This window comes from Halalkalicoccus sp. NIPERK01 (assembly GCF_030287405.1).
Classification (GTDB): Archaea; Halobacteriota; Halobacteria; order Halobacteriales; family Halalkalicoccaceae; genus Halalkalicoccus.
On the sequence record NZ_JASVVV010000002.1, the window covers coordinates 303278 to 321107 of the forward strand.

The 17830-nt window shown below is 68.8% G+C and carries 17 protein-coding genes; 9 read left to right on the forward strand and 8 right to left on the reverse strand.

Translation table 11 applies throughout. The features are described from left to right. The first annotated feature begins 57 nt into the window (after positions 1-57). Together QRT08_RS07610 and QRT08_RS07615 are read left to right on the forward strand one after the other, a co-directional pair. Positions 58-534 carry a peroxiredoxin family protein gene (locus QRT08_RS07610; RefSeq protein WP_286045336.1) on the forward strand — a complete coding sequence of 159 codons (477 nt, stop codon included), beginning with the start codon at positions 58-60 and terminating at the stop codon, positions 532-534. Between the two features lie 142 nt (positions 535-676). Continuing rightward, positions 677-1663, forward strand: coding sequence for an NAD-dependent epimerase/dehydratase family protein (locus QRT08_RS07615; RefSeq protein WP_286045337.1), 987 nt, complete (start codon positions 677-679; stop codon positions 1661-1663). Here QRT08_RS07615 and QRT08_RS07620 read toward each other — a convergent pair. Then, entirely contained in the window at positions 1660-2049 is a 390-nt protein-coding gene (locus tag QRT08_RS07620; protein WP_286045338.1) for a DUF2267 domain-containing protein, read from the reverse strand. The two genes, QRT08_RS07615 and QRT08_RS07620, sit on opposite strands and share 4 nt — an antisense overlap. 95 nt (positions 2050-2144) lie before the next feature. On the opposite strand from QRT08_RS07620, the gene QRT08_RS07625 reads away from it, so the two are divergent. Continuing rightward, positions 2145-3203, forward strand: coding sequence for an NAD(P)-dependent glycerol-1-phosphate dehydrogenase (locus QRT08_RS07625; RefSeq protein ID WP_286045339.1), 1059 nt, complete (start codon positions 2145-2147; stop codon positions 3201-3203). 112 nt (positions 3204-3315) lie between these two features. On the opposite strand, the gene QRT08_RS07630 is transcribed toward QRT08_RS07625, so the two are convergent. Next, positions 3316-4149, reverse strand: a complete 834-nt coding sequence (locus QRT08_RS07630) for a YihY/virulence factor BrkB family protein (protein WP_286045340.1) — start codon at positions 4147-4149, stop codon at positions 3316-3318. Between the two features lie 84 nt (positions 4150-4233). On the opposite strand from QRT08_RS07630, the gene QRT08_RS07635 reads away from it, so the two are divergent. Then, positions 4234-4794, forward strand: coding sequence for a MaoC family dehydratase (locus QRT08_RS07635; RefSeq protein ID WP_286045341.1), 561 nt, complete (start codon positions 4234-4236; stop codon positions 4792-4794). Here the strand turns inward: QRT08_RS07635 and QRT08_RS07640 are convergent. Further along, a complete protein-coding gene (locus QRT08_RS07640) occupies positions 4791-6581 on the reverse strand; it encodes a S9 family peptidase (protein ID WP_286045342.1) in 1791 nt (596 codons plus the stop codon). The two genes, QRT08_RS07635 and QRT08_RS07640, sit on opposite strands and share 4 nt — an antisense overlap. Positions 6582-6752: 171 nt before the next feature. On the opposite strand from QRT08_RS07640, the gene QRT08_RS07645 reads away from it, so the two are divergent. Further along, positions 6753-7760 carry a glycosyltransferase gene (locus QRT08_RS07645; protein WP_286045343.1) on the forward strand — a complete coding sequence of 336 codons (1008 nt, stop codon included), beginning with the start codon at positions 6753-6755 and terminating at the stop codon, positions 7758-7760. Here the strand turns inward: QRT08_RS07645 and QRT08_RS07650 are convergent, their stop codons facing one another. Continuing rightward, complete coding sequence (locus tag QRT08_RS07650; RefSeq protein ID WP_286045344.1) at positions 7761-8102, reverse strand: DUF7471 family protein; 342 nt, start codon at positions 8100-8102, stop codon at positions 7761-7763. It abuts the gene before it with no gap. Positions 8103-8212: 110 nt separating this feature from the next. Between QRT08_RS07650 and QRT08_RS07655 the strand changes: the two genes are divergently transcribed. The 3 genes from QRT08_RS07655 (at position 8213) to QRT08_RS07665 (ending at position 11927) form a co-directional block, all read left to right on the forward strand. Continuing rightward, entirely contained in the window at positions 8213-8734 is a 522-nt protein-coding gene (locus QRT08_RS07655; protein ID WP_286045345.1) for a winged helix-turn-helix transcriptional regulator, read from the forward strand. A gap of 87 nt (positions 8735-8821) precedes the next feature. Beyond that, positions 8822-10633, forward strand: coding sequence for a copper resistance CopC/CopD family protein (locus QRT08_RS07660; RefSeq protein WP_286045346.1), 1812 nt, complete (start codon positions 8822-8824; stop codon positions 10631-10633). Between the two features lie 58 nt (positions 10634-10691). Next, positions 10692-11927, forward strand: a complete 1236-nt coding sequence (locus QRT08_RS07665; protein WP_286045347.1) for a YncE family protein — start codon at positions 10692-10694, stop codon at positions 11925-11927. A gap of 13 nt (positions 11928-11940) precedes the next feature. Here the strand turns inward: QRT08_RS07665 and QRT08_RS07670 are convergent, their stop codons facing one another. From QRT08_RS07670 to QRT08_RS07685, 4 genes are all read right to left on the reverse strand, one after another. After that, on the reverse strand, positions 11941-12828 hold the full coding sequence (locus QRT08_RS07670; RefSeq protein ID WP_286045348.1) for a sulfurtransferase: 888 nt from the start codon (positions 12826-12828) through the stop codon (positions 11941-11943). Between the two features lie 87 nt (positions 12829-12915). Continuing rightward, positions 12916-15339 (reverse strand): dihydropteroate synthase, encoded by a 2424-nt coding sequence (gene folP / locus QRT08_RS07675; protein WP_286045349.1) that lies wholly within the window; start codon positions 15337-15339, stop codon positions 12916-12918. Positions 15340-15382: 43 nt separating this feature from the next. Continuing rightward, complete coding sequence (locus QRT08_RS07680) at positions 15383-16585, reverse strand: hypothetical protein (RefSeq protein WP_286045350.1); 1203 nt, start codon at positions 16583-16585, stop codon at positions 15383-15385. 79 nt (positions 16586-16664) lie between these two features. Next, the gene (locus QRT08_RS07685) at positions 16665-17189 is read right to left on the reverse strand and encodes a gamma carbonic anhydrase family protein (RefSeq protein WP_286045351.1); all 525 of its coding nucleotides are present in this window, start codon (positions 17187-17189) and stop codon (positions 16665-16667) included. A gap of 96 nt (positions 17190-17285) precedes the next feature. On the opposite strand from QRT08_RS07685, the gene QRT08_RS07690 reads away from it, so the two are divergent. Next, positions 17286-17771 (forward strand): pyridoxamine 5'-phosphate oxidase family protein, encoded by a 486-nt coding sequence (locus QRT08_RS07690; RefSeq protein WP_286045352.1) that lies wholly within the window; start codon positions 17286-17288, stop codon positions 17769-17771. The last annotated feature ends 59 nt before the right edge of the window (positions 17772-17830 follow it).

Here is a 17830-nt window from a genome sequence, read left to right on the forward strand (position 1 = left end):
CCCGGCGTACCACACCGGCACACGACTAAGGGGCCGACGGCCCTCGCGGCGAGTGTAATGTCGCTCGAAGGCGAACGAGCACCCGACTTCACGCTCGAAAGCACCGCCGGCGAACCGATCACGCTCTCCGATACCCTCGAGGACGGCCCAACGGTCGTGGTCATCAACCGCGGGCACTGGTGTAGCTTCTGTGGCGAGCAGTTGCAAACGTTCAGCGAGATCTCCTACGACCTCTGGTTCAACGACGACGTAAACATCCTGCCCGTGGTGACGAGTTCGATCGGGGAGGCCACCGAGATGCGCGACCGCTACGACCTCGACATCCAGCTGCTCGCCGACCCCGACGGCGAGGTCGCGGAGCGCTACAGCGGCACCGAGGAGACCAGCCACGGCGTGACGGGCGTCTCGGGCGTCTACGTCATCGACGGGGAGGGGACGGTTCGCTACGAACAGGTCGCCGACGACCTCACCGACCGGGTCTACGGCAACTGGGTGCGCTACTTCATCCGTAACGGCTTCGAGGACCCCTTCTAGAACCGCCGGGGCTATAGGGATCATCGTAACCAATCGGAAACCCCTGTGGCCCATCGACCGACTCAGTCCCTTGATTCCGAGTGAGGAAATCCATGAACTTCTACGATAATCCCTATATGACTCGCGTGGCCGTTCCTTCGATATGGACACCGCGCTCGTCATCGGCGGCACCCGCTTCATCGGTCGCCACACCGTCGAGGAACTGCTCGATCACGGGTACGAGGTGACGATCTTCAACCGCGGGACTCACGAGAACCCCTTCGCGACCGTCGAGGGCGTGACTCACGTCGAGGGCGATAGGGGCGACGAAACGGCGTTGGAGGCGACGGCCGTCTCAGTCGATCCCGATCTCGTGATCGACTGCGTGGCCTACCACCCCGAGGGGGTGCGGACCGCGACCGAGGTCTTTTCCGACTCCCGCTACGTCTACGTCTCGAGCGGCGCGGCCTACGCCCGCCGGGAGGTGCCCCAGCGCGAGGGCGAGACGCCGCTCGAACCCTGTAGTCCGGAGCAGGCCGACGACGACTCGATGGGGAGCTACGGCCCGCGGAAGGCCGAGGGAGACCGGGTAGTCGTGGAAGCCGCCGGACGGGGGATCGAGGCGATGGCGGTCCGGCCCTGCATCGTCTACGGGCCCCACGACTACACCGAGCGCCTCGACTACTGGATCAGTAGGGTAAGAAATCACGACCGGGTCGTCGTCCCGGGCGACGGCCAGCACCTCCAGCACCTCGCGTACGTCGCGGACGTCGCGAGCGCGCTGCGGGTCGTCGGCGAGGACGGGGTCGCGGGCGAGGCCTACAACGTCGGCGACCGGCGACTGCTCACGCTCGCGGAACTCATCGAAACGATCGCCGACGCGGCGGGAACCGACGTGGAGGTCGTCCCCGCGGGCGAGCGCGAACTCGCCGCGGGCGGCCTCTCGCCGACGGACTTCCCCCTCTACCGGGAGTACCCGCACGTCCTCTCGACGGCGAGGCTCGCGTCGCTGGACTGGGAGTCGACGCCCGTCGGGGAGGCGATGAGCCGAACCGTCGCGGACCACGAGAAGAGCGGCCGCGACGGAAGCGAGCACGACCCCGGCCGCGAGGCGGAAGAACGCGTGCTCGGCGTGCTCGATACGCTCTAACTCCCGACCTCGCGGTCGGCGGTCGAGAACAGCTCCTCGAACTCATTGGGGAGCTGATCCATGAGATCCTCGAACTCCTCGCCGACGGCCTCGGCGAGCGTTCCGAGGACGGCCCTGACCCGCTCGTCGCGCTCGTCGAGGTCGGCGTCGACCCCGCCCGCGATCCGCGCGACGAACTCCTCGCGGGAGAGCGTCGCGGGGTCGCCGTGGTGGTGGGTCAGGCTCTCGGCGATCGGTCGCGGCAGTCGCTCGGCCATGTCGCGGGCTTGGCCCTCGCCGATCCGCTCGCTGAGGACTTCGAGGGTCGCGTGGGTGATCGCGAGCGACTCGCCCTCGTCGAACTCGGCGCTCGATTCGACCCGGTCGTAGAACTCGGCTTCGTCCATACAGGGACGGGGAGCGCCCGGCCCGTCGGCGTCGTGCCTGAGGATTCAGGGGCTTCAAGAGCAAACGGTTTGAGCGGCGGGCGTCTCCTCCCGGTATGTTCGAGAAGTCCAGCTGGATCCGCCTCCCGCGGAACGTCCTGATCGGCCACGGCGTCCTCGACCGGGCCGTCGAGGCCATCGACGACCTGCACCTCTCGGGCCGTCCGCTGATCGTCACCAGCCCGACGCCCAGGGAGATCGCCGCCGACCGCGTGATCGAGGGATTCGGCGATCGGGGGGTCGAGCCGGCGGTCATCGTCGTCGAGGAGGCGAGTTTCACCGCCGTGCAGGAGGTGATCGAGGCCGCCCGAAGCGAGGAGGCGAGCTACCTCATCGGGATCGGCGGCGGGAAGGCCATCGACATCGCGAAGATGGCGAGCGACGAGATCGAAACCGGCTTCGTCTCGGTGCCGACGGCGGCGAGCCACGACGGGATCGTCTCCGGGAGGGGGTCCGTTCCCGAGGGCGACACCCGCCACTCGGTGGCCGCCGACCCGCCCGTCGCGGTGGTCGCCGATACGACCGTGCTCGCGAACGCGCCGTGGGAACTCACGACCGCCGGCTGTGCGGACATCATCTCGAACTACACCGCCGTCAAGGACTGGCGGCTCGCCAATCGCCTGCAGAACGTCGAGTACTCCGAGTACGCGGCGGCGCTCTCGGAGATGACCGCCGAGATGCTCGTGGGCAACGCCGACTCGATCAAGAAGGGCCTCGAGGAGTCGGCGTGGATCGTCACGAAGGCGCTGGTCTCCTCGGGCGTGGCGATGTCCATCGCGGGGTCGTCCCGTCCGGCCTCGGGCGCGGAACACCTCTTTTCCCACCAGCTCGACCGGATCGCCCCCGGCAGGGCGCTCCACGGCCACCAGGTCGGCGTCGGCTCGATCATGGTCGAGTACCTCCACAGCGGCGAGAGCGGCCGCTGGAGCGCGATCCGGGACGCGCTCTCGGGCATCGACGCGCCGACGACGGCGGCCGAACTCGGGATCGAGGAACGGGAGGTGATCGAGGCGCTGACGAGCGCCCACGAGATCCGCGACCGCTACACCATCCTCGGCAACGGCATGAACGAGCGGGCGGCCCGCGAGGCCGCGACCGTGACCGGCGTGATCTGAGACTGTCGGTCATTCCTGTGAATCGACCGCTGGAAGACGGGACCCACTCGCGCGCTGGCCCGTCACAGCAGACACGCGCCCATGAGCGTCCCATGACCGACGGTATGAGCCGTCAGTCCCCGGCCGTGTTCGCCTCCTCGGTCGGCAGCCAGCCGTCGTCGGCGTCGACCCTGCCGGCGAGGACGGCGTTGAGGATCGCGCCGAACAGCAGGATCAGCCCGCCGAGATACAGCCACGTGAGCACCAACAGGACCGCACCGGCGATCCCGTAGAGTTCGACGCTGTCGGCGGTACTCGCGTACACGCGGAAGACCAGCGCCGACAGCGTCCACGCGACCGCCGAGAACGTCGCGCCGGGGATCGCCTCCCGAACCGGGACCGCCTCGGCGGGGAACCGGTAGTACATCGGGAGGAACGCCAGCAAGAACGCCCCGAACAGCAGCGGGACGCTGAGGACGGTCCACGCGGCGCTGTCGACCGCGAGCGAGAGGGCGACACCGACGCCCACGAGCAGGGAGAACGCGAGCACGACCGTCACGAAGACGAGCAGGGTATCGGTGGCCTTGCGCAGGCCCGATCGGCGTTTCCGCGTCCCGTAGACCTCGCTGAAGGCCATGTTGACCGCCTGAAACATCGTCGCCGTGCTGTAGGCGAAGATCCCCGCGGCGATCAGCCCCGCCCGGCGGCGACCGCTTCCACCGCCCGCGATCTGGCCGATCACCGTCTCGACCTCGGGGCCCCGGAGGCCGGTAGCCGACTCAAGCACTCGCGCCGTCGTCTCGGGGCTCTGGACGATCGAGATCGCGATCGTCGCGAGCAACAGGAGGGGAATCAGGGAGTTGAACGCGTAGTAGCCCAGTCCGGCGGCCGTGACGGTGACGTGACGCTCCCGACCGACGGCGACCGCCGTCTTCAGCGCCCGGCCCCACTCGCGGTACTCGATCATCACCCCGATCCTCGGCACGGATGCGGGTAGGCGCTTCGGATCGCGGGCAGGGAAGACTATACGGCTGGCCGGAGAGCGACGAATATGGCGGACGATCACGACCACGACCGCAGGCTCGTCGCCGGCTGGGAGGGGCGGTACTTCGAGGACTTCGAGGTCGGCGACGTCTACAAACACCCCTACGGGCGCACCGTCACCGAGACCGACAACGTCTGGTTCACCAACCTGACGATGAACCTCAACCCGATGCACTTCAACGAGGCCTACGCCGCCGACACCGAGTTCGGCGAGCGCCTCGTCGACGGCACTTTTATTATTGCGCTCGCGGTGGGCATGAGCGTCATCGACGTCTCGATGAACGCCACCGCCAACCTCGGCTACGATAGGATCAGGCATCACGCGCCGGTCTTCCACGGCGACACGATCCTCGCCGAGAGCGAGGTCCTAGAGAAACGCGAGAGCGAGTCACGGGACCACGTCGGGATCGTCACGACCGAACTCCGGGCGTACAACGAGGAGGGAACGAAGGTGCTCTCGCTCGAACGGACGCCGATGGTGCTCAAACGCGAGTACGCCGCACCCTCGCCCGAACGACCGACCGGGTGGCCCGAGGGCGTCGGCACCCAACCCGAGGACCTCGATTAGACGTACTCGTCGAGGAACGCCGCGATCTTCGTGTAGGCCTCGATGCGGTTCTCTAGCTTGGTGAAGCCGTGGCCCTCGTCCTCGAAGATCAGCGTCTCAACGGGGACGTGTTCGCTCGCACGCTCGGCGATCTGTTCGGCCTCACCCACCGGAACGCGGGGGTCGTTCTCGCCGTGGAGGACGAACAGCGGGGCCTCGATCGAATCGATGGTGTTGATCGGCGAGACGGATTCGAGGAACTCGCGGTCGTGCTCCAAGGAGCCGTACTCGGCCTCCCGGAGTTCGCGCCGCCAGTCGCCCGTGTTCTCGAGGAACGTGACAAAGTTCGCGATGCCGACGATGTCGATCCCGGCGGCCCACAGGTCGGGGTACTGGGTGAGCGCGGCGAGCACCATGAACCCCCCGTAGGAGCCGCCGAGCGCGACGACCCTGTTCGGATCGATCTCCGACCGTTCGTGGAGCCACTCGACGCCCGCACGGATGTCGGCGACGCTGTCCATGCGCCTCTCGACGTCGTCCAGATGGGTGTACTCGCGGCCGTACCCCGACGACCCGCGGACGTTGGGCTCGAAGTAGGCGTATCCCCGGTCGAGGAAGTACTGCTTGACCGGGTTGAACGACGGTCGGCGCTGGGCCTCGGGCCCGCCGTGGATGTCGACGATGACCGGCACGCCCCCGCTCGCCCCCTCGGGCAGCGTGAAGAACGCCGGTACCTCCACCCCGTCGAAGCTCTCGAAGCGCACGAGTTCGGACGATGAGAAGCGGTCACGGGGGATCCCCCCCGTGGCGGCGTTCGTCCAGCGTTCGGTCTCGCCCGTTTCGCACTCGACGACGTAGACGGTCGTGTTCTCGGTGTCGCCGGTGGCGCTCGCCGCGAAGCGCTCTCCGGTAGGATCGAAGCTCACGCCGCCGGCGACCCCCTTGGGCAGATCGGGCGCCGGGAACGCGTCGATCGCCGTCCCGTCGACGAGTTCACCCGCCGTGAGCTCCGTGTAGCCGTCGACGTTCCGCGAGTAGACCACCCGCCCGCTCTCCTCGTCCACCGCGACCCCGTCGACGTTCCATCTCCCCCCGTCCTCGACCGTCGAGAGGTCGCCCGTCTCGGTATCGAGACGCGCGAGATACAGCGTGTCGCTGTCGAGATCGGTCACGAGGTAGATCCCGCCGTCGGGCCCCCAGTTCGGGCTCTGGAACCGAACCCGGCCCTCGTGGGGCGTTAGATGGGTCAGTTCACCCGAATCGACCTCCGGAACGTACACGTCCTGATCGAAACTGGAGTAGGCCTCGGTGACGATCAAACGGGAATCGTCGGGACCGAAGCCGCCGACTTTGAGCCAGCCGTCGCCCTCGAAGACGCGAGTCGCCTCCGCGCCGCGCTCGTCGCGGCCCTGCACGTAGACGTCGAAGACCGCCTCGTCGCGGCGGTTCGAGGCGAACGCGAACCGGTCGCCGTCGTGGGACCAGCCGCCGAATCTGTGCTTGGCGCTCGGTTCGCCGGTCAGCGGCGCGATCGAGCCGTCGTCGGACAGGAGAAAGAGCTGTTGGCGCTCGTTCCCGCCCTCGTCCATCCCGAAGACCAGTTCGGGGCGTTCGGGCGAGAAGGCCGCGAAGGTGACCCGCTCGTCGTAGAAGGTGTGTTGCTCGGGCCACGCCCGGGGGGCGTCGAGCGACCACACCTGCGGGACGCCCGTGGTGTCCATCAGGAAGGAGAGCCGCTCGCCCTCGGGACCGAACGACGCCCCGTAGGCGCTGCGGACGTTGAGATAGCGTTCGAACTCGTATGCCATGTGGCGGCGTGTCTCCCCGGCGGTATAGGGGTTCGGATCGCAGCGTCGACGAGGCCGGTACAGTTCATCAACCGACATGTGGTGTACGGGACGAGCCGTCCCCGACCCGCCACGTTCGTCGGGCGGCGCCGAGCGAACAGGTTTTTATCACACCGATTCCTGTCCGAGCGTATGAATGTCGCGTTCGTCCACGCCGTGCCCGACGCCGAGACGGCGCTGGCCGGACGAACGCGGTATCTCGCGGAACTGTTCGCGGGGCGGGGCCACGACGTGCGGGTGTTCTGTCGGCGGTGGTGGGACGGAAAGTACGAGGAGTTCGAGCGCGGGGGCGTGAGCTACCGCGCCGTGAGCGACTCCGAGCGCTGGTTCGCCCCCCGCCTCCCCGGCGCGCTCGGCGACGTTCGCCCGGACGTCGTCCACGCCGCCGGTTCGGAGCCGGGCGCCGTCCTCGCCGCCCGACTGGCGGGCGCCCGGCTGGTCGTCGAGTGGTGTGGCGAGGAGGCCCCACGGCTGCTCGACCGGGCGTTCTCGGCCGCCGATCGGGTCTGCGTCCCCTCCGAGCACGTCCGGACGAAGGTCCGCGAGCGGGGCGCGGACGCGACGGTCGTCCCCGAGGGACTCCCCATCGAGGCTGTTCGGGCGGCCGAGCCCTCGGGGTCGGCGGCGCTCGTCTGGGCGGGTCGACTCGACGAGCACGCGGGCCTCGAGGGGTTGTTGCTCGCGCTCGCGGAGTTCGGGGACCGGGAGTGGCGAACGCTCGTGATCGGCGAGGGTCCCGAACGGGAGCGCTACGAGCGGTTGACGGCCGACCTGCGGGTCGAACACCGGGTGGACTTCGTCGGTCGGCTGGCCGTCGAAGAACGCATCGCCCGTTTCAAGGGCGCACACGCGGTCGTCCACACGGCCGATCGCTGTCCGTTCGCGGGCGACCTCCTGCTCGCGCTGTGGTGTGGCTGCGTCGGGATCGTCGAGTACCGGCGCGATTCGGCGGCCCACGAACTCGTCGCGGGCCACGAGCGGGGGATCGGTGTGACCGACGAGGAGGGACTCGTCGACGCGATCGAGGCCGCCGCCGGGTTCCCACACGAGAGCTACGACGGCCGCTTCGAGCGGTTCTCGAACGGGGCGGTGGTCGAGCGGTATCGCGAGGTCTATCGCGAACTCGGGATGGGCGAGTGATCAGTCGGCGGTCGGGGAGCCGACGGGGGGGCCGCTCAGATACGCGGCGGCGAGGATCGTCACGGCGATCAGGAAGTCGAGTCCGTGGCCGAGGAGGTGGTGGACGGTCATCGGGACGTATCCGAAGACGGTTCCCAGCCCGACGGCGGTCCGGACGACGAGCGCGCCGAGGGCGATCAACACCAGCAGATACCGTGGGGAACGACGGCGAGCGAAGACGGCCAGGCCGATCAGGAACAGCACCAGCGTTCCCAGCGCCGCGAGCAGGATGACTGCGAGCAACAACGGGGTGTGTTCCGCCGCCGGCCACCCCGACTGAAGGGCGACGCCGAGCGCGTTCATCTGAATCGACGCGACTGTTCGACACCGGCGTACAAGTCCGTTGTGCTTACGGACGGTAAGATGGGCATATACTTCCTCGTGGCCCTCCTTGCGGCAACCACCCTCCCGCAATGAGTTCGACGAACGAGACCCGACGACGCGTCCGTGAACACGTCCATTCCCAGCCGGGGATTCACTTCAACGCGCTCGTTCGTGACTCCGCGTTCGCGCCGGACCAGATCCAGTACCACCTCCGCCGGCTCCTGCGCGCGGGGGAAGTGGCCGAGGAACGGCTCTACGGGCGAACCCACTACTTCCCGCCCGAGCACGACGCCTGGGAACGCCGGACGCTCGCGCTCGTTCGTCGCGAAACCGCCCGCGAGGTGCTGACCCACCTCCTCGAACACGAGGGGGCGAAACCCGCGGCGGTCGCAGACTCCCTCGGGATCGCCCGCAGCACCCTCGAATGGCACCTCGGTCGACTCGAGGAACAGGGGATCGTCGGGAAGGACCGCGACGAGCGCAATCGGGTGACGCTTTTCGTCTCCCATCCCGATCGGACCGCCAGACTGCTCGCGGAGACCACCGACTCGCTTCCGGATCGGTTCGCCGACCGGTTCATGCGGCTGGTCGACGACCTCTTCGAGGAGTGAGTTTCGACGCTCGAACCACAATCGAGAGGGGGACCGGGGTGCAATCGACGGGGTGATGAATCGAGGACGGCGGCCCCGGAGGTCGGCGTGAGTCGAGCGCGGCCCCGGTGGGTCCGGATCGCGCTGGTGTTAGCGGTGCTGTACGCGCTTCTCGCGGGCGTGCCGCTCGCCGGTGCCCACGCCTACCTGAGCGAGACGACGCCCGAAAACGGCGAACAGGTCGAAGAACCACCCGGAGACGTGATCCTCTCGTTCAGCGGCGACGGCGTCCAGCTCGCGGAGGTCTCGGTGGTCGGCCCCGGCGGCGAGGACGTAAGCGGCGAGGCACGCGTCGATCCCGACGACAGCCGCCTCGTCTCGGTGCCGGTCGAGGGCGACGGCGAGGGGACCTACGTCGTCGAGTGGGAGGTGCTCGCCGCCGACGGCCACATCACCGCCGGCTCGTATTTCTTCTCGGTCGGCGACGAGCCCCTCGACCGCGAGCAGGTGATCGGGATCTACGACGAGGAGGAGGAGGAACTCGCGCCGCTTGAGGCGGGCGCACGCGGTCTCGTCCTGCTCGCGCTGGTCGGGCTGGTCGGCGTCCCGCTGACGCTATGGATCGCCGTCTACCCGCTCGCGGGTCGGTTCGCCGTTCCGGTCGACCGTGCGGAACGGCGTGCGCTCGGGCTCCTCGCGTTCGCGGGGGGACTGTTGCTCGTGGGGGTCGTCGGCCTCGGCCTCGCCCAGAGCGCCTCGCTCGCGCCGTTGCTTTCCGTCGACGGGGTCGGGCGCTTTCTCGGCACCGACCTCGGGGCACTCTGGGTCGTGCAGTTGGGGCTCGCCGCGGTGGCCCTCGGAGCCCCGCTCGCCGCCCGATACCGATCGCTGAGGCGGCGCTACTGGCTGGGCGGGGCGCTCGTGGGCGCGGTGGGCGTCCAGCTCACGGTCAGCGCGACGAGCCACTCGGCGGGCCTGCTCGACGGGCTGGAAGGGGTGCTCGTCGATTTCGCACACATCGCCGGCGCGGCGTTCTGGGTCGGGGGCTTGCTCACGCTCGCGGTCGTTGTCCCCGCCCTCCTGAACCGGGCCGCGGCGGCCGACCGGGCGGCGATCGCCGCCGAGACGATCCGGCGCTTCTCGGTCGTCGCGCTCGTCGGCGTCACGCTCGCGGCGACGACCGGGCTGGTTCTGGCCGCGTGGCACGTCCCGAGCGCGGAGGCGCTGCTCTCGACGGTCTACGGGACCGCCCTCTCGGCGAAGACGCTGCTCGTCCTCCTCGCGCTCGGGCTCGGCGGGTTCGTCCGGTTCGTCCTGTTGCGCCGGCTCAGGGGGGCGAGCGACGCGAGCGCGTTCACCCGCGGCGTGCGGATCGAGGCGGGCGTTCTCGTCGCCGTCGTCCTCCTGTCGGCCGTGATCACCTCGGTACCGACCGCCGCCGTCGCCGGTGGCGGTCCCGGCGAGACGAGCGTCGACGGCGGGGACGTCTCGCTCTCGGTTCTGCCCGCCGAGGAGGGCAACGGGGTCGTGTTGGTCGACGAGGGCGAGCCGGTCGTCATCGAGACGGCCTTCGACGACGAGGCCGAGGACGTGAGTCTGCTCATGTACAACTCACAGGAGGACGTGACGCTCACGACGGAGTTGGAAGCGACCGAGGAGGGGCCCTACGCGACGGTACAGACGCTTCCCGCGCCGGGGAGCTGGGAGGTCCGCGTCTCGGCGCTGGTCGGGGGTACGTACACGGCCGAGTGGTTCGAGCTCTTCAGCGTCCCCGATCACCCGGGGCACGATCACGACCACACCGCACCCGTCGACGAGTCGTTCGTCACGTGGCTCCGGCTCGGCGCGCTCTGTGTCGGCGTCCTCGGAACGACGGCGGTCGCCGTCGAGACGGTGCTGTTCGACCGACGAGCACGGTAGCGGGTGGTTTCGATAACTGTACCATAACCAACAATAATACACGGCGACAGCCATCGGTATGGACACGACACGGCGGCGGTTCGTGCAGGTGGCGGGAAGCGGAGCGGCGGTCGGTCTCGCCGGGTGCATCGGTGACGACGGAGGGGACGGGGACGACGGCCACGACCACGACGATCACGATCACAGCCACGAGGGGGAGGGGAGCGGGGAGGCCGTCGGCAGCGAGGGGTTGATCTACGCGTTCGCGCCCGATACGATCGCGGTCATCGATCCCGAGGCGGGAGACGTCGTAACGGAAATTTCGGAGGAGATCGACGGCGCGGAGTGGGGCGATACACGAATCACGAGCGATCACTCGCGGATCTTCGCCAACGAGGGGGCGACGGCACAGGTGGTAGTGATCGACACGGAGACCCGCGAGATCGCCGACCGCGTGGACGTCGGCCCGGACCCGACCCACATCTACAACCCCGTCGAGGGCGAGATCTGGACCCACTCGGACGCCGAGGGGACCTTCTACGTGATCGACGTGGAATCGCTCGACGTGACGCCTGTCGAAGCCGGCCTCGAAGGCGAGGGTCACGGCAAACTCCTCGCGCACGAGGACCTCGGGACGACCGCCTACGCGACGAACGTGATCGACCCCGCCGTGCTCGTGATGGACCTCGAAGGGCGCGCGCGCGTCGACGAGATCCCCCTCGAGGGCGAGGGCGGCACACACTACAAGGCCTACGCGCCCGAAACCGGCTACGCCTACTTCCAGCGCGCGGGCGGACCGGGCGGGACGGCGGTGATCGACACCGTGACGAACGAGGTCGTCGACGCTCTCGAAGTCAGCGGGGGAATGTACATCACGCCCGACGGGACGTGGCTGGGCGTCCTCGGCGAGGACGAGGTCAGTTTTCTCGACGTGACGAGCGAGGAAAGCGAGATCGTCGCGTCGGTGCCCGTCGAGGGCGGCCCCGACGCGCTCCGATACCACGAGGTCGACGGGACCCTCTATGGCTTTACGGCGAACACGCTGACCCCCGACGCCTCGGTGATCGACCTCGACGCCTTCGAGGAGGTCGATCGGATCGAGGTCGGCGACATCGAGCGCCCGGAGGGGGCCGAGTTCCTCCACCGCTCGGGCGTCGCTGGCGCGAACTACTTCATCACGCCGGCCGACGCAGACGGGACCGTCGCTATCGTCGACATGGAAAGCATGGAGCTCATCGCGCAGGTCGAGGTCGCGCCCGGCGTCGACACCGTTCAGTTCGTCGGCGATTCCGGAAGCGGCCACACCGGTCAATGAAAAGAGCGCTCGGTTACTGCCCGTCGCCGGTCTCGATCGGGGTGCGGATCATGCTGCCCCACTCGGTCCACGAGCCGTCGTAGTTGCGGACGTCCTCGAAGCCCAGCAGTTCGCGCAGCGCGAACCACTCGATCGAGGAGCGTTCGCCGACGCGGCAGTAGGCGATGGTCGACTCCTCGCCGTCGATCCCCTTCTCGGCGTAGAGCTCGCGCAGTTCCTCGGCGCTCTTGAACGTGCCGTCGTCGTTCAGGATCGTCGGGACGGGAACGTTCGAGGCGCCGGGGACGTGCCCGCCGCGCTGGGCGGTCTCCTGCAGCCCTTCGGGCGCGAGGATCTCGCCGGTGAACTCCTCGGGCGATCGGACGTCCACGAGCGGCAGGCCCTGCTCGATCGCGGTGTCGACGTCGTCCCTGTACGCGCGGATCGACTCGAAGGGGCCCCGGGCGTTGTACTCCTGCGGGGAGAAGTCGGGTTCCTCCTCGGTCAACGGGTAGTCGTTTGCGACCCAGTACTCCTTGCCGCCGTTCAGGACGCGGGCGTCCTCGTGGCCGTAGTACTTCGCCTGCCAGTAGGCGAAGATCGCGAACCAGTTGGGGACGCGCCCGCCGCCGTAGAACACTATCGTACTGTCCTCGGTGATCCCCGCCTCGCCCATCGTCTCCTCGAAGGCCTCTTTCGAGAGGATGTCGCGGGTCTGCTGGTTGGTGAAGTCCTCCTCCCAGTCGAAGAAAATCGCGCCCGGCGCGTGGCCCTCCTCGTACGATGTGTACTCCGAGTCAGCAGTTACAGTCGGGTTGTTCACCTCGAGCAGTCGGTACTCGGGGTCGTCGCTCTGGAACTCGTCCAGATGATCCTCCACCCAATCCGCACTCACGAGCACGTCGGTATCATAATCGCTCATACGGGTCGCCCTACGACCCCCACCCTATCAGGTCTTATGGCGGCGGCCGGATACGTCGGTTCACCCTGAAAGACGCAATATTTGTCCCTACCGATCGCCGTTTGCGGCCTCGACGGCCCGGACCGCGGCGACGTTCTCGGCCACGTCGTGGACCCGGACGATGTCCGCGCCGCGCTCGGTCGCGAGGGTCGTTCCGGCAACGGTTGCCGCCGTTCGGTTTTCCGCCTCGCGGTCGATCCGATCGAACATCGACTTCTGCGAGTGGCCGATCAACACCGGACAGCCCAGCGCGTGGAACTCGTCGGCCCGGCCGAGGATATCGAAGCTTTCAGCGGAGTTCTTCGCGAAGCCGATGCCGGGATCGACGATGATCTTCTCGCGATCGAGTCCGGCCTTCTCGGCGAGCAACACCCGTTCTGCGAGGTCGTGTATCACGTCCTCGACCACGTCGTCGTACTCGACATCGCGGTCGGGATCGACCGGCGTATCGAGGCTGTGCATCACCACCAGCGGCGCGTCGTACTCGGCGGCGACGAAGCGCATCTCGGGATCTTCGAGACCGCTGACGTCGTTGAGGATATCGGCACCGGCCTCCATGGCCGCGCGTGCGACCGCGGCCTTGCGGGTGTCGACCGAGACCAGCACGTCGAGGTCGGAGATCCGTTCGACGACGGGGACCACGCGCTCGATCTCCTCCTCGGTGGGGACGGGATCCGCGCCCGGTCGGGTGCTCTCGCCGCCGACGTCGATGACGTTGACGCCGTTCTCGACCATCCGCTTCGCCTGCGCGACCGCGTCCTCGGTCGCCTCGTAGCGCCCGCCGTCGTGGAAGCTGTCGGGCGTGACGTTGAGGATGCCCATCACCGCCGTCCGGTCCTCCCACGGGTAGCCCTTTCCAGTGGAACGAACGCCGATCCCGAGCGCCTCGCGGACGTTCCGGGCGACGACCGGCAGGCCGTAGGGCTGGCCCTCGAGTTTCTCACAGAGCCGCTTGAACTGCGCGAGCGTCCCCATCAGGACGACGTCGAGGGTCTCCTCGTCCTGGTCGTTGAGCCCCGACTGGGCGCACTCCCCGCCCAGCGAGAGCATCTCCTCCTTCAGGTACTGGGCCTGTCGGCGCTGGACGCGGGTCTTGAGCACGCGGTGGACCGCCTTCCCGCGCATCCGCCAGACGCCCGCAGACGTGACGTGCGAGCCTTCGAGGGCCTTGCGAGCCTCGCCCAGATCCCGCACCCGCTTCGGGATCTCGGCGCGCGTCCAGCGCTCGCGGGCCTCCGCGACGGTGAAGAGCGAGCCGGTGACGAGCACGCAGTCGTCGGGCCCCGCCTCCGAAAGCGCGCGGGTGAGCGCCCCCGAGACCGCGCCACGGGTCTTGACGTCCGCGACGCCGCGCTCGGCGAAGACGCGCGCGAGCACCTCGCGGTCTTCCGACCTACTGAGGTCGGGTTGGGTACAGACGACGTGGTCCGGTTGGGGGAGCGCCTCCGCCATTCCCCGGTGGTCCTTCTCGTGCATCGCGCCGACCACGAGAAAGAGGTCGTCGTACTCGAACTCCGCGAGGGTTTCGGAAAGCGCCTCGCAGGCCCCGGGGTTGTGCGCCCCGTCGAGTACCGTGAGGGGCCCCTCGCCCATCACCTCGAAGCGACCCGGCCAGTGTGCGTTTCGCAGGCCCGTCCGGATGTCGGCCTCGGAGACCGCCCCCGCCTGCCGGGCGAGCGCCGCCGCCACCCCCGCGTTCCGAGCCTGATAGCTTCCCAGCAGCGGGATTCGGGCCTCGACCGCCCAGTCGGAGCCCGCGAGCGTGATCGCGCTCTCGACGTGGTTCGTCCGCCCGCCGTACTCGGTCCGGACGTCCCCGTCGCTTCCAACGGTGAGGACCTCGCCGGCCTGTTCGGTGACGGCGTCGAGCGCTTCTCCCTCGGCGGCCGTCACGAGCGGCCCCTCGGCGGGCGCGACGTGGGCCTTGTCGCGGGCGATCTCCGCGATGGTCTCCCCGAGGATGCCGGTGTGTTCGAGGGTCACGCTCGTGACGGCGCTCGCGACGGGGTCGACCACGCTGGTCGCGTCATAGCGCCCGCCGATCCCCACCTCCAGGACCGCGACGTCCACGTCGCGACGGCCGAACTCCCAGAGCGCCATCGCGGTCATCACCTCGAAGAAGGTGGGGGCCTCGCCTCCGGCCGCGCGCTCGACGACGTGGGGTTCGACCCGCTCGACGAACTCCGCGAGGGCGCCCTTGGTCATGGGGCGCCCGTCGACCTGCACGCGCTCGCGGACGTCGTCGAAGTGCGGCGAGGTGTACAGCCCGACCGAGAGCCCGGACTCGCGGAGGATCGACTCGGTCATCTTCGCCGTGCTGCCCTTCCCGTTGGAGCCGGCGATCTGGACGTACTCGACGCCCTCGTGTGGGTCGTCGAGGTGGCGCAGGAGATCGGCCGTCGACTCCGTGCCGGGTTTCGGCCGGAAGCGCCGCAGGTCGAAGAGGAAGTTCGCGGCGTCGTGAAACTCCATACGGATGGCAGAGACGGCGGGCGCTTAGGCGTGTCGGAGCGAGCTACTGGAGCTTCACGAGCCGTGCGTTGAACGCCCCGCTGGGGATGCCGGTGAGTCCCGCGAGGAGGTAGCCCCCGTCGGACGTCGCGAGCAGTTCGGTCGGGTGGTCCGACTGGAACCGTTCCGCGCTCCCCTTCGAAATCGTCCGGAGCCACCGCGTGTGCCCCGCCCCGTCCACCCGCCCGAGGCCGAACCGACCGTCGATCGACCCGATGAACGCATAGCCGTCCTCGCACGCGACGAGCGTCCCGCTGTGCCCGCCGACGTTGTCGAAGGTCGTCCCGTCGAGGTCACCGTAGGTCCCCGTCCATCGCTCGGCGCCCGCGGCGTCGACGCCTACCAGCCAGAGGTCGGCGTCCCCGCGGTCCGTCTGCGAGGACCGGGTGGTCCCGAGGAACACGAAACCGCCGTCGGTACGGACGATCGACGACGCCTCGTCGGTACACCGCTCGCCGTAGGTCTCGCTCCAGACAGCCTCCCCCTCGGCGTCGACTCGCACCAACCACGCGTCCTGACGGTCGAACCCGTCGGACGTCGTGAACCCCGCGAGGACGAACCCGCCGTCGGTCGTCTCGACGAGCGAGCGCCCGACCTGAGAGCCCTCGCCGCCGTAGGTTCGACTCCACTCCTCGGTGCCGTCGACGGCGGCCTTGACCAGCGCGAAATCGAGTCTCTCCTCCGCGTCGACCCCGACGCCGATCATCGCGAACCCGCCGTCCGTGGTTCGAATCAGTTCGCTCACCCCGAGCTCGGTGGTTCCGTAGAACTCGCGCCACAGTTCCTCGCCGTCCGCGTCGATCCCGACCGCGACCGCTGGCGCGCCGAACTCGTTCGACGCCCGGCCCGCTACGAGATAGCCCCCGTCGTCGGCCGCCACGAGCGCGTCGGGGTACAGGTCGGGATACACCCACGTCGAGAGCACGTCCCCGTCGGCCGGATCGACGAGCACCAGCCAGCCGCCGCCCGCTGCCGCGGACCGCCCCGTAAAGGCGTACCCCGCCGGCGTCTCGACAGCGTCCTGAACCGTATCGACGCTGAACGCCGGCCCCGTCGAGCCGTACGTGCGATCCCAGACGATCTCCGGCGACGATCCCTCGGGTCGCGCGACCCCGATGCCGGGTGCGATCCCGAGGGTCGTGATGCCGCCCCCGACTGCCCGAAGCACTGCTCTGCGTCCCACCGAGAACCGCTCGTGTCCCTCCATGGTCCGCGATAGAAACGCGTTTCGAGGGGATAAGAATTGTTTCTGATTGACCGAAATGATCTCCGGAATCGAGCGGCGATCACTCGGGCCGGACCGTTCCCCGATCTACGACCTCCGAGCGCTCGGCGTGGTCGCGGGCGTTCTCGACGTAGTGGGCCGCGGCGGCGGCCGTCCGGCCGTCGCCGTCGAGTTCTTTGACGACCTCGGCGGGCGCACCGGCGACCAGCGTTCGGGCCGGCACCACGGTCCCCTCGGTGACGGTGCTGTTGGCCGCGACGATGGCCTCCTCCCCGACGGTCGCCCCGTCGAGGACGATCGCACCCATCCCGACGAGGCTTCGCTCGCCCGTCTCTGCGGCGTGGACGATCGCGTTGTGGCCGACGGTCGTATAAGAGCCGAGTTCGGTTCGCTCGTGGAGGGTGGCGTTGTCCTGGACGTTCGCGCCCTCGCGCAGGGTGATGGTGCCGTGGTCGCCCCGCAGGACCGCGCCGGGCCAGACGCTCGTTTCGGGTTCGAGCACCACGTCGCCGATGACGACCGCGCTCTCGTCGACGTACGCCGAGTCGGCGATCTCCGGGTCCGTACTGTCGAAGGATCGAATCACGCTCACGGGGTCGAAGGCGGAGCGGATAAACCTTCACTCGTCCCGGTCACTCCCGACGCGGCACGACGTTATCGCGTCCCGCCGCGTACGGTGGTCATGAGCGACGACCACGAGGCGCAACGAACCAGGCCGGAAACGGAGGAGAGCTACGGGATCCCCGGTAGCGACGAGGGGATGCTTCCCTGGGAGTTCGTCGCCGGGGCGATGGAGGGCGACCGTAACTACTGGGTGTCGACGACGCGGCCCGACGGCCGTCCGCACGTGCGGCCCGTCTGGGGCGTCTGGGTCGACGGCACGTTCCACTGTGGGGGCGGCGGACGCACGCGCTGGGCGCGAAACCTCGCGGCGGGGTCGGGGATCGCCGTCCACCGTGAGAGCGGCGACGACGTCGTGATAATCGAGGGGATGGCCGAGAGACTCGACCAGGAGAACGCCGACCCGGAGCTGATCGAGCGCCTCGACGCGGCCTACGAGGCGAAGTACGGGATCCGCCACGGGACGCCCTTCTGGGCGATCCGTCCATGGAAGGTCCTCGCCTGGAGCGACTACCCGACCGACGCGACCCGCTGGGAGTTCGAGTGACCCGCGAAAGTCGCGCGTTCGGATCGGCGTGGATCGGCGCGCCGGAATAGCACGAACCC

Bases quoted from the DNA above. Each gene is read 5' to 3' on its own strand.
- QRT08_RS07670 (WP_286045348.1), bottom strand. From the start codon at position 12,828: ATGAGCGATTATGATACCGACGTGCTCGTGAGTGCGGATTGGGTGGAG.
- QRT08_RS07615 (WP_286045337.1), top strand. From the start codon at position 677: ATGGACACCGCGCTCGTCATCGGCGGCACCCGCTTCATCGGTCGCCAC.
- QRT08_RS07640 (WP_286045342.1), bottom strand. From the start codon at position 6,581: ATGGCATACGAGTTCGAACGCTATCTCAACGTCCGCAGCGCCTACGGG.
- folP (WP_286045349.1), bottom strand. From the start codon at position 15,339: ATGGAGTTTCACGACGCCGCGAACTTCCTCTTCGACCTGCGGCGCTTC.
- QRT08_RS07645 (WP_286045343.1), top strand. From the start codon at position 6,753: ATGAATGTCGCGTTCGTCCACGCCGTGCCCGACGCCGAGACGGCGCTG.
- QRT08_RS07610 (WP_286045336.1), top strand. From the start codon at position 58: ATGTCGCTCGAAGGCGAACGAGCACCCGACTTCACGCTCGAAAGCACC.
- QRT08_RS07620 (WP_286045338.1), bottom strand. From the start codon at position 2,049: ATGGACGAAGCCGAGTTCTACGACCGGGTCGAATCGAGCGCCGAGTTC.
- QRT08_RS07680 (WP_286045350.1), bottom strand. From the start codon at position 16,585: ATGGAGGGACACGAGCGGTTCTCGGTGGGACGCAGAGCAGTGCTTCGG.
- QRT08_RS07665 (WP_286045347.1), top strand. From the start codon at position 10,692: ATGGACACGACACGGCGGCGGTTCGTGCAGGTGGCGGGAAGCGGAGCG.
- QRT08_RS07690 (WP_286045352.1), top strand. From the start codon at position 17,286: ATGAGCGACGACCACGAGGCGCAACGAACCAGGCCGGAAACGGAGGAG.
- QRT08_RS07630 (WP_286045340.1), bottom strand. From the start codon at position 4,149: ATGATCGAGTACCGCGAGTGGGGCCGGGCGCTGAAGACGGCGGTCGCC.
- QRT08_RS07635 (WP_286045341.1), top strand. From the start codon at position 4,234: ATGGCGGACGATCACGACCACGACCGCAGGCTCGTCGCCGGCTGGGAG.
- QRT08_RS07655 (WP_286045345.1), top strand. From the start codon at position 8,213: ATGAGTTCGACGAACGAGACCCGACGACGCGTCCGTGAACACGTCCAT.
- QRT08_RS07625 (WP_286045339.1), top strand. From the start codon at position 2,145: ATGTTCGAGAAGTCCAGCTGGATCCGCCTCCCGCGGAACGTCCTGATC.
- QRT08_RS07650 (WP_286045344.1), bottom strand. From the start codon at position 8,102: ATGAACGCGCTCGGCGTCGCCCTTCAGTCGGGGTGGCCGGCGGCGGAA.